Origin of the sequence: Vibrio sp. MMH1-50, from assembly GCF_022347645.1 — a bacterium.
Lineage (GTDB): Bacteria > Pseudomonadota > Gammaproteobacteria > Enterobacterales > Vibrionaceae > Vibrio > Vibrio harveyi.
Window position 1 is genome coordinate 1 of record NZ_JAKRGG010000063.1, and the last position, 10,054, is coordinate 10,054.

Consider the following 10,054-nt stretch of genomic DNA (forward strand, 5'->3'; position numbering starts at 1 on the left):
TCGCAACGCGTGGCATTTTTACTATGCGTTGATTTTAGTGATTAAGGTGGTTTGCAGCGGCTTCTGCATTGCGTTGCTCACACCTTAACAGGGCGTTAGCAAACAAGGCGGAAGTATGGAAATCCGAAAATATAGTAGTAAGTATCGAGCGCGATGTATTGAAGCGTTTGAAAGTAATATTGGTCAATACTTTGATTCATCAGAGCGAGCTGAGTTTATCGAATATCTTGATGCTTTGTCTGAATGCTCTGAATACTATGTTTGCCTTGAAAGCGGTAGTGATAAATTGCTTGGTTGTGGTGGTATTGGTTTAAAGTCATCAGTTGCTTCTTTGGCTTGGGGTTTGGTTCATAAAGACTTTCATGGTCAAGGTATAGGAACACAGTTAACTGACTTTAGACTGTCTTATATAAAGAACAATACCTCATTACATAAGGTGAAAATCGAAACATCCCAACACACTCAAGGTTTCTACGAGAAACGTGGTTTTACAGTAACCAAAACCATCCCAAACGGTTTTGGTGCAGGAATTGATTGTGTAGCAATGGAGTTATGCATAAGTCGTTGAGTTTGTTTGCTAACAAAGCGTTTAAGACAGATTCGCAACGCTTGGCATTTTCGGTTTGATTCAGCTTTAGTGTTTACGGCACAATGGTTTAGGTTTGGTGGTGGCGTTGCTCACTACTTAACGCGGCGTTAGCAATATTAATCGTAACAATAGATGATTTAAATTGAATGGATTTGGGTGGCAAATATAATTTCCGCCCTTTTTATTCAATAAGTCAAAAATGAAAAAACTAACAATTTGCTCTTTACTTATGGGCTCTTTATTTGTGTCAGGTTGTTCTACGATTACCAACGGTTCTAATGAGCAAATCTCATTTAGCTCTCGTGAAGAGGGGACTAAGTTATTTGTTGACGGTAAATACTATGGAAAGGATCACGCGAGTATTACAGTGCCACGCGGTGATGCTCACACTGTAGTTGCTCAGAAACCTGGATGTGAACAAACGTCAGTTACTACAGATTATAGTTTTCAATGGGGTAAAAGTCTGTTCCTTAATGTTCTAATCGACTTTGGTATTATCTCAATTCCGACAGACCTGCTGACAGGCTCTGCGTGGAAAACAGATTCTTCTCATTACGAAGTTACGCCAAACTGCCCAGTAGATCCTGCTAGCTAAGGTCATAAGCTGTAAGAATATTGCTAACAAACTGTTTAAGAGTGATTCGCAACGCGTGGCATTTTTGCTATGCGTTGCGTTTTGCGGTTAAGGTGGTATGCGGTAGCGTTGGTATTGCGTTGCTCACACCTTAATAGGGCGTTATGCGGCAGAGGGGCATAAGGGGCTAGAGCTTGAGTTCTAGCCCAATTAAACAACTACTACTTAGTTCTTACAGCCGTTTTTGTCACATGTGATCTTACTGTGTGAGTCACTCCAATGAGATGCTTCTTTCTTGGTGTCAAAGCCACAACCAGTAGTACCTCCTTTTTTGCCTTTATGAACGACTCCAGTGGGTGTATGTTTTACTGCCATAAACGTACTTCCTATCTATCACCAGTATTGGTGCCCGTATTTTACTTCTGAGAGTAGTTTTAAAGTGTGTGCTTGGTTGCTTATTTCATCTCAAAGTAAGGTAAAATTAAACTTTGCGAGCAACCGCATAACAAACTGTTTAAGAGTGATTCGCAACGCGTGGCATTTTTACTATGCGTTGGTTTTAGTGCTAAAGGTGGTATGCGGAGGCATCAGTATTGCGTTGCTCACACCTTAACAGGGCGTTATGCCGCAAGAGTGTCAATTTAAGTTCGGAGAAGATATGGGACTCTACATAAGAAAGAGTATCAGCGTTGGTCCATTTCGTTTCAATTTGTCAAAATCTGGATTTGGCGTTTCAGCTGGTGTTAAAGGGCTGAGAGTAGGAACTGGTCCAAGAGGTAACTATGTCCGTATTGGAACAAATGGTATTTATTATCGTTCGACTATTCCGATTGGTTCTCAGGAACGAATTGTCGACAACACTATTCAGCCCAACTATCAAGAGTCCTTCGAAGCACCGACTCACGAACCACTGAAAGAAATTGAGTCAGCGCATGTTTCGCAGATAGTAGACTCTTCTTCGGCTGAGCTGCTAAAGGAGCTTAATGATAAACGGAAAAGGTCTAGTTCATGGCATTTTATTTTTATTCTATTTTTCGCTGTTGTTTTTGGAATTCATAATGCCGAACTCCCTAAATGGGTTGTCGCTTTGACTGCTGTGTTGGGGATTGTTTCTACTTGGGTTTGTTATACGAGAGACACGTTAGCTAAGACAACGGTACTTTTCTATGACTTTGACTCCGAAATGGAACTTGCTTATGACAAGCTGTTTTCGGCAGCAGAACAAATGGCAAAAGCTAATAAATGTTGGCATATATCAGCCTCAGGCAAAGTCCTTGATAAAAAATATCATGCAGGTGCAAGCAATCTTATAGACCGAAAGCTGACATCGATTATGATCTCTGAACCGCCTCGATTAAAAACAAATGTGAAGACAGTTTCCATTGCAGTTGGTCGTCAAACATTACATTTCTTTCCTGACCGAGTGTTGGTCTATGACACTACAGGTGTCGGAGCTGTGAGTTACCAAGATTTGGTTGTGATGGTCGGAGATAAAAAATTTATCGAAGAAGAGTCAGTTCCTGCTGATGCATTGATCGTTGATAAAACGTGGAAATACGTAAATAAGTCCGGTGGACCAGACCGCAGGTTTAAAGATAACCATGAGCTACCAATTTGCCTATATCAGGAAATGTCATTCACAAGCCAATCAGGTCTTAATGAGCTAATTCAATTATCAACTCGAGGACCAGCGGAAAAGTTTGAAGCCTCTGTAAATTGTTTAGCAGCAGTTCTTCCAAGAGAAATTGATAGCGATAAAATTGCGGCTTAACAATCTGTTTAAGAGTGATTCGCAACGCGTGGCATTTTCATCATGCGTTGGTTTAAGTGATTAAGGTGGTATGCGGAAGCATCGGTATTGCGTTGCTCACCCCTTAACAGGGCGTTATACGCAAAGGCGGAAAATGGATAAATTCGAAATTCGTGCTGATGAAAATGGTATAGGTAGTGTCTTAATCTTGAAAGGCTCTTGGTCAGACTATGTCTTGGAATATATGCTTTCTAATGAAATTAGAGCGCTTCGTTTGACTGACTCCTTCGGCTTCAAAGACCGAGACATTTCATTCATATCACAGCTTACCTTTCTGAAAAGTTTGGAGATATACGTTTGGGATGCAACTGGGTTGAAGAGTATTGAGGCTTTGACAGAGTTAGAAGTTTTAGGGCTTCAGTGCAAAAGCCAACAAAAAATAGATTTTTCGCGTTTTTCCGATTTGAAGGTTTTTAATGCTACTTGGTCCAAAGGTCTAAGTTCAGTGCTTACGCTCAATACTCTCAAGAAATTAAACATCCAAAATTACCCAAATCAGAATCTAGAGTTGCTAAGTGGAATGGAAAACTTAGAACAGTTGTTCCTTACTTCTAGAAAGTTAAAAAACCTTGATGGAATACAGCACCTATCTAAGTTGAAGTTACTGGATCTCTATAACTGCCCACTTCTAGCTTCTCTGAATGGCACAGAAAAATGTCCCAAATTAAAGAGTATCGAGATTGAAGCGTGTAATCGGGTTTGCGTATAACAAGGCGTTTAAGGCGGATTCACAACGCGTGGCGATTTCAGTTTAAGTTAAGTTTAGTGTTTAAGGTGCAATGGTTTAGGTTTGGTGGTTAGCGTTGTTCACCACTTAACGCGGCGTTATGTGACTGTGCACTATGCATTGACATGAGTTGCTAATTGTTTTAGTGTTTAGGCAGCTGTTGTTGGAAGCTAGCCCACCCCAAAGGCGAATTCTTGCGAGAACCAATTACACTTACTTCAATATCTTATTGACGATAATTCGAGACTGTGAAAATTAGGGGTGAATTGACGCTAAATCTCGATTGGAGAAATAAGATATGTCTAATGACCTAACTGAAACGTTTATCAAGAACGTGAAAAAATCAGCTAAAAAGATTAAAAGTGATCTAAATATCTCACATACTGAGGCTTTAGAAATTGTTGCCAAAAATCATGGCTATCCCTCGTACCATTCACTAATCACTCGATTTAATAATCAAGATACCCCTGCAATAAAGTTAATTGAAGTTATCAGAACAAGTCTTATTAAGATTGTTTCAAGTGAGGCTGGGCTAGCTGCTATTGAAAGTAGTCGCTCTATTGTTAGTCGTTATCATAGTGAGTCAGACCTTGAAAAAGTGACCTTATCAGTCTTACTAGATGTTTTTGACTCGGGAGTTAGACATGATGGATGTAATGTTGATGCTGAATGGTCAATATTAGCTTGGTCTATTGACAAAGAGGGTATCAAAGAGCTCGGTTACCACTATTTAAAAGGTGATGACATGGATAGTAAAGTTGTCGGTGCATTATTTGTTGCCTTAGGTCATTTTTATAGATCTGCTGTTGATAGTTTGGTAAGCCGAAGGCTTGTTCATCCAAACTTTGAAACCTATTTGGCGGATTGGGTTCGATCCGTAAATATAGATACTAAGGAAGTTACCACGGTTTTATTAGGGTTGTTCCCAGAAAATTCAAGAAATGGCATTACCCACGGGACTAGTTACTGGAAGAATGCATAACATAAAAGTCACATAACAAAGCATTTAAGAGTGATTCCCAACGCTTGGCATCTTTGGTGCTAATCGTTGGGTTTTGTGTTTACGGTGGTAACCTTAAGTTTCGTGGTAGCGTTGCTCACACCTTAATGCGGCGTTATGTTTCATCATTAATTCAGTGGCTTAAATGTCCTTTTAACTGTTCTTTGTCCCTTGGGCAGTTTGTTCCGAGTAGACTCAGCAAGTCGGCATTGTCGTTCTAAATTCATGAATTTCTCAGCCCGTAAAACATGCCAAAATTCGCGGGTTGCTTCATTGTCAGGTCGAGCCGGTTGGATTCGATTTTCTCTGGCTTAAAGGCGCTTTGAGGTTCATTGCCAAGTTACATCCTACCTTGGCAGTAGTCTCGGCAATTTACCATTGTTCTGCGCTTTGGTTGGAAAGAGAGGGTGCTTGTTGGAGGTGAGTCGGGTTGCCTCATTGGGCAGGGAAGTGTTCATACTTGTTTTTGGTTGGTCGCATTTGGTGGTCAAGTGAGTATTAGTCTTGTGACTAGGCTCAGAAATCACAGCGAGAAATGCAGTTCTTTGTCATGTAAATCAATCGTTTGTAGTAAAACATAACAAGTTGCTTAAGAGGGATTCCCAACGCTTGGCATTTTTGGTTTAAACTTGGCTTCAGTGGTTACGGTGGCAAGGTTTTGGTTTTGTGTCAATGCGTTGCTCACCCCTTAGCAAGGCGTTAGCCCTATCAGAGGAAAACAATGAAATCTGCAGTATTAGTTATTGATGTTCAGTCGATTCTGTTCGACCCGGACCCTCAACCATTTGAATCACAAATCGTACTCACCAAAATTAATGAGGTTACGAAATTAGCGCGTGCTAAGTCTATTCCAGTTATCTTTGTTCAGCACGAGCAACCTAAATCTGTTATTGAATACGAAAGCGTTGGTTGGGCATTACAGTCGAGCTTAATTACACAAACTGGCGACCATTTCGTTCGCAAAACAACACCAGACTCTTTCTTGAATACTAATCTTCAAAGTGTTTTGAATGAACTCGATGTAGATAGCTTAATTGTGTGTGGCTACGCCTCAGAGTTTTGCGTTGATACTACCATTCGCAGAGCTGCAGGTTTAGGCTATCCTGTAACGTTGGTATCGGATGCTCACACAACTCATGATAAGGAGCACGCCAGTGGGGCTCAAATTCGAGCGCACCATAATGCGACGTTACCTAGTATTTCTAGTTTCGGCGTTAAAATCCAAGCGGTAGAGGCGTGCAACCTTTGGGCATAGGGCTAACAAGCAATTTAAGAGTGATTCAGCACGCTTGGCATTTTTAGTTTGGATTTGGTTCAGTGTTTACGGTGGTCAAATTAAGTGTCGTGGTTGCGTGCTTCACACCTTAATTGGGCGTTATGTTTGTTATCGTTGGTAATAGCAAAAATGCAATATGATATACAATAGGGAATTTAATAGTATGAAAGTTGTGGCTAAACATAATAACTGGCTTTTATATAGTGATGGGGAAAATTACATTCTAAATTCAAGGTGTGATTATGGCATTGGAGAGGAAACTGCTACTTTTTTATTAAAGGTTGATGAAGTTTCTCGTTATTTAAAATTTGGAGAAGAAGTAATTCACGAACTTTCGGATTCGGCGCGTAGTTCATCAGGAAAGCATTATTATGAGAAGCAGCGTCCTATTAGCGATGAGCTAATGAAAGAATACCATAAAGCAACGAGTGAATATATCCATAAGTATATCCGATAAAATGGGCAATGATATTTTCAATTTTTAAACGTTGGTGATGCAAACATAACAAACTGTTTAAGAGTGATTCGCAACGCGTGGCATTTTTACTATGCGTTGGTTTTAGTGTTTAAGGTGGCATGCGTCAGCTTCGGTATTGCGTTGCTCACACCTTAACAGGGCGTTATAACTCTCGGAGGAATTTACAATAGTGAAGAAATATGACGGTTATATTTGGTTGAGTTCTGCTTTATCTGCTGCTTCTTTTGCTTACTTTATGGCTATTCTTAGCGGAAATGTAGATGTCTCAAAATCATTTCTTCTAGAGCTATCAACATTCTCTTTTTCGGTCAGCTTAGGCTTGAACAGCATCATTGCTTTTATTGCGTTCAACAATAGGCTTGCAGGCAAATGTACAGCATTGGATTCTGAGCATGTCGGTGTTCAGCGTTTTCACTCATGGAGTCTTCTGTCTTTTATCGTAGCTGTACTGTCTTTGGTGGCTAATTTCTCACTATTTGCTTCCTTAGCGATGTTTGCTGCAGCATTCTACGTTACCTATCAGTATTCGATAGAAGCGGCTAGTATTCGCGAAAAGTTTGGGGACTCATTGAGAAAGTTATAACAAACTGTTCAAGAGGGATTCGCAACGCGTGGCATTTTCACTATGCGTTGCGTTTAGTGTTTAAGGTGGTATGCGGCAGCTTCGGTATTGCGTTGCTCACCCCTTAACAGGGCGTTATGTGAAAATTCTCCTGAAGCCGTTGTTAGCTCTAAGTAAAGGTATTAGATAGTGAAAGATATAATGCTCAAATTAGCGTACTTCACGCAGCATATAACTTTGAATAAAAATGATTACGAATACATAGGGGAAGACGAGCTTAGCGTTGTCTTTCGCTACAATAATAGTGTCCTTTGCCGCCCCTATATTTATTTTCGACCAGTAAATATTAGTAGTGCTTTGAACGAACATGAATTTACAGAGACTATGTTCGAATGCTATGAGGGGAATGTTGAAATTGTCTCTCAAACTTTTACCGAGTTTGAAGACAGATTTCAGATAGTTACACGCTATGGTATGGTTCTTGGCGATACTAATGGTGAGTTTTCGGGGTGTGAGTTTACTTATAGGCAAGATAACGACAACATTTTTAAGTACCAAGTCGAAAACTCCATAGCGCCTGAAGATGAATGTTGCACACCTTTGAACCCTCTAAAACTCTCAGTAAATGGAACGTTAGAGTGTGAGGTTGTGGAAGAGCCTTTAGTAGGTTCTTTTCTCTGCCCAAATTAATTTTCACATAACAAACTGTTTAAGAGTGATTCGCAACGCGTGGCATTTTTAATATGCGTTGGTTTTAGTGTTTAAGGTGGTATGCGGCAACTTCGGTATTGCGTTGCTCACACCTTAACAGGGCGTTAAGTTTATTTTTTTGGGAGATAGCGGTGCCTGATACTTTATATATTATTGGAAATGGCTTTGACCTCCATCATGGAATGCAAACGAGCTACGAAAGCTTTAAGTTGTACTTGCAGAGAAAGCATGGACTTGTTTTTGATACTGTTGAAAAATTTTTAAGTATCGATGAAAAGTGGTCAGATTTTGAAGAAGCATTAGGTAACTTGGATGTTGACCTCTTAGAAGATGATGCATCGAATTATTTACCATCATATGGTGATGATGACTGGAGTGAGTCAGGACATCATGACTACCAATATGAACTTACCAAAAATGTAGAAGCATTGTCATCTGAGCTATATGAATGTTTTTGCGAGTGGATAAATACGGTTGATGTACCTAATAACCCAACGCTTCTAAATTTGAAATTACATGCTCGTTTTCTAACGTTTAACTATACACAAACGTTGACGGAATTGTATAACATTCCCAAATCAAATGTGTTACACATACATGGTTCAATTGATGAGCCAGCCAACGAGATTGTCCTTGGGCATGGATGGGCTCCCGAAGATAGAACACAGCTAACAACTTACATAGATGAAAATACAGACACTCGAATTGCTTCTGGCTATCAAGTCGTAGATGAATACTTTAGCCATACTTATAAATCCACAAGCAGTGTTCTAAGAAAAAATGAGCGATTTTTCGCTAGTCTATCGGGTTTAAGAAATATTTATATACTTGGACACTCAATGTCATCTGTGGACCTTGAGTATTTCAGAGTAATTGCTAGTCAGGTTAAATTTGATACAAACTGGTATATTAGTTTTTATAAGCTAGAAGACAAAATCAGCTTATCTCAAGCTGCAATGGAGTTGGGGCTTTCCGAGAGCAATTTACACTTTATTAAAATGGAAGAAATCAAATAAACTTAACAAACTGTTCAAGAGGGATTCGCAACGCGTGGCATTTTCACTATGCGTTGGTTTCAGTGTTTAAGGTGGTATGCGGCGGCTTCGGTATTGCGTTGCTCACCCCTTAACAAGGCGTTATGCTTTTTGGGAGGATTTATGAGTGTAGAGAACTGGTTGATAGGCATTGTATGTGCGGTGATCGGTGGCGTCGCCGGTCATATCCTAGCTTCTAGGTTGTATAACCAAAGAGTGGAATCTCTCGAGCATGCGATGAGTGATGAGTTCGAGTTTTTGCGTGTAGAAATGGAACGTTGGTTTCCTAAACTGTTACTCGAACATCAAAGACCTATTCAGGATGTTTATTCGGTTATTCCAGCCATTGACTTGTCTCTGGTTGAAAACATCGTTATCGAATTAGCTTCTAGTAAGCGTAGAGTTACAAGAGAGCAAAGAAAATTTATAATCAGGTTAAAGTTTCTTTTAGCCCATGCAGTAGAAATTGACTCGCAACGAGGGGTATTAGTTAAAAAATTATTTGAGACAGAAAACCTAATTGATGTTGGTGAAAAGCGAGAAATCGGTAATCGAATCTCTTTTCTAACTGCTCAATTACTAATTGATGCCGCTGAGACTATCTTTTATTTAATTAAATTGTCAGAAGAGCAGCGCAACTTCGAAATCAGTGAACACCACAGTTATAAAGACTACATTGAGGTTGCTTGTAAACAATCAAACGTGGAAGTTCAGCCTGCTGTTTGGCGTATGGTTTACGTGCAAGCAGGGATCGAGGAAACATAAGCATAACAAAGCATTTAAGAGTGATTCGCAACGCTTGGCATTTTCGCTTCGCTCAAGTATAGCCAAGCGTCGCTCACACCTTAATGCGGCGTTAGTTTGCAAGAGGAAAAACGCAGCTATATTGCAAGATCTAGTGGTAAAAGATTAAAGTCTAAATTGTCATATCGGCGTTCAATTTCAGTGTTAACTAGCGTGGTGAAAATTCAAAATTGGCATCGTTTCAACGGTTGATTTGTTTTTTGGTGCGGCGACTTTTGGGTTATCTGAGTCGAACTTTTTTGCTGAAACTCTGCTCGTTGAGTTTGTTGGTACAAAAGCCCATCTACTCGCTGAAATAGCGTTTTCTCTGGTGTGGTAAGTTCATGTGGTTTCAGTGGCTTTGTTGAAAGTCCGCATTGTGAGATTTGTTTTCCAAAAGCGCTTTTTGGTGTTGTTAGTTCGTTTTCTGCGGCGTTGTTTGTTCCACGTGGTTTCATTGAGTAGCCGCTTTGAGACTACGCCTGACTTAAGTGCATCAAAACACATAAA

General features: G+C 40.0%; 12 protein-coding genes. 11 read left to right on the forward strand and 1 reads right to left on the reverse strand.

What is annotated here, in order from left to right:
• Positions 1 to 115: 115 nt before the first annotated feature.
• Both MHO32_RS24605 and MHO32_RS24610 read left to right on the forward strand, forming a co-directional pair.
• Positions 116 to 568, forward strand: coding sequence for a GNAT family N-acetyltransferase (locus MHO32_RS24605; protein WP_239214737.1), 453 nt, complete (start codon positions 116 to 118; stop codon positions 566 to 568).
• A 220-nt stretch (positions 569 to 788) separates the two neighbouring features.
• Positions 789 to 1,184 carry a hypothetical protein gene (locus tag MHO32_RS24610; RefSeq protein ID WP_140095693.1) on the forward strand — a complete coding sequence of 132 codons (396 nt, stop codon included), beginning with the start codon at positions 789 to 791 and terminating at the stop codon, positions 1,182 to 1,184.
• Positions 1,185 to 1,388: 204 nt separating this feature from the next.
• Here MHO32_RS24610 and MHO32_RS24620 read toward each other — a convergent pair whose 3' ends face one another.
• Positions 1,389 to 1,538 carry a hypothetical protein gene (locus MHO32_RS24620; protein WP_086459347.1) on the reverse strand — a complete coding sequence of 50 codons (150 nt, stop codon included), beginning with the start codon at positions 1,536 to 1,538 and terminating at the stop codon, positions 1,389 to 1,391.
• A gap of 283 nt (positions 1,539 to 1,821) precedes the next feature.
• Between MHO32_RS24620 and MHO32_RS24630 the strand changes: the two genes are divergently transcribed.
• The 9 genes from MHO32_RS24630 to MHO32_RS24690 all read left to right on the forward strand — a co-directional run bounded on the left by MHO32_RS24630 (position 1,822) and on the right by MHO32_RS24690 (position 9,526).
• On the forward strand, positions 1,822 to 2,934 hold the full coding sequence (locus MHO32_RS24630) for a DUF4236 domain-containing protein (RefSeq protein WP_033002692.1): 1,113 nt from the start codon (positions 1,822 to 1,824) through the stop codon (positions 2,932 to 2,934).
• A 133-nt stretch (positions 2,935 to 3,067) separates the two neighbouring features.
• Positions 3,068 to 3,682 carry a hypothetical protein gene (locus MHO32_RS24635; protein WP_239214741.1) on the forward strand — a complete coding sequence of 205 codons (615 nt, stop codon included), beginning with the start codon at positions 3,068 to 3,070 and terminating at the stop codon, positions 3,680 to 3,682.
• 316 nt (positions 3,683 to 3,998) lie between these two features.
• On the forward strand, positions 3,999 to 4,682 hold the full coding sequence (locus MHO32_RS24640) for a glyoxalase superfamily protein (RefSeq protein WP_239214744.1): 684 nt from the start codon (positions 3,999 to 4,001) through the stop codon (positions 4,680 to 4,682).
• Between the two features lie 739 nt (positions 4,683 to 5,421).
• Positions 5,422 to 5,955 carry a cysteine hydrolase family protein gene (locus tag MHO32_RS24645; protein ID WP_069534707.1) on the forward strand — a complete coding sequence of 178 codons (534 nt, stop codon included), beginning with the start codon at positions 5,422 to 5,424 and terminating at the stop codon, positions 5,953 to 5,955.
• A gap of 184 nt (positions 5,956 to 6,139) precedes the next feature.
• Positions 6,140 to 6,433 (forward strand): hypothetical protein, encoded by a 294-nt coding sequence (locus MHO32_RS24650; RefSeq protein ID WP_005448137.1) that lies wholly within the window; start codon positions 6,140 to 6,142, stop codon positions 6,431 to 6,433.
• 190 nt (positions 6,434 to 6,623) lie between these two features.
• On the forward strand, positions 6,624 to 7,037 hold the full coding sequence (locus MHO32_RS24660; RefSeq protein WP_239214746.1) for a hypothetical protein: 414 nt from the start codon (positions 6,624 to 6,626) through the stop codon (positions 7,035 to 7,037).
• A gap of 168 nt (positions 7,038 to 7,205) precedes the next feature.
• Positions 7,206 to 7,706: a hypothetical protein gene (locus MHO32_RS24670; RefSeq protein ID WP_230544393.1), complete on the forward strand. Its 501-nt coding sequence runs from the start codon at positions 7,206 to 7,208 to the stop codon at positions 7,704 to 7,706.
• Positions 7,707 to 7,858: 152 nt separating this feature from the next.
• Positions 7,859 to 8,743, forward strand: coding sequence for a bacteriophage abortive infection AbiH family protein (locus MHO32_RS24680; RefSeq protein ID WP_239214748.1), 885 nt, complete (start codon positions 7,859 to 7,861; stop codon positions 8,741 to 8,743).
• A gap of 141 nt (positions 8,744 to 8,884) precedes the next feature.
• The gene (locus MHO32_RS24690) at positions 8,885 to 9,526 is read left to right on the forward strand and encodes a hypothetical protein (RefSeq protein ID WP_140055913.1); all 642 of its coding nucleotides are present in this window, start codon (positions 8,885 to 8,887) and stop codon (positions 9,524 to 9,526) included.
• Positions 9,527 to 10,054: the final 528 nt, after the last annotated feature.

What these genes read in the sequence shown, in the direction of transcription:
- MHO32_RS24620 (WP_086459347.1), bottom strand. Translation starts at nt 1,538, where the DNA reads ATGGCAGTAAAACATACACCCACTGGAGTCGTTCATAAAGGCAAAAAA.
- MHO32_RS24610 (WP_140095693.1), top strand. Translation starts at nt 789, where the DNA reads ATGAAAAAACTAACAATTTGCTCTTTACTTATGGGCTCTTTATTTGTG.
- MHO32_RS24645 (WP_069534707.1), top strand. Translation starts at nt 5,422, where the DNA reads ATGAAATCTGCAGTATTAGTTATTGATGTTCAGTCGATTCTGTTCGAC.
- MHO32_RS24605 (WP_239214737.1), top strand. Translation starts at nt 116, where the DNA reads ATGGAAATCCGAAAATATAGTAGTAAGTATCGAGCGCGATGTATTGAA.
- MHO32_RS24650 (WP_005448137.1), top strand. Translation starts at nt 6,140, where the DNA reads ATGAAAGTTGTGGCTAAACATAATAACTGGCTTTTATATAGTGATGGG.
- MHO32_RS24635 (WP_239214741.1), top strand. Translation starts at nt 3,068, where the DNA reads ATGGATAAATTCGAAATTCGTGCTGATGAAAATGGTATAGGTAGTGTC.
- MHO32_RS24640 (WP_239214744.1), top strand. Translation starts at nt 3,999, where the DNA reads ATGTCTAATGACCTAACTGAAACGTTTATCAAGAACGTGAAAAAATCA.
- MHO32_RS24630 (WP_033002692.1), top strand. Translation starts at nt 1,822, where the DNA reads ATGGGACTCTACATAAGAAAGAGTATCAGCGTTGGTCCATTTCGTTTC.
- MHO32_RS24690 (WP_140055913.1), top strand. Translation starts at nt 8,885, where the DNA reads ATGAGTGTAGAGAACTGGTTGATAGGCATTGTATGTGCGGTGATCGGT.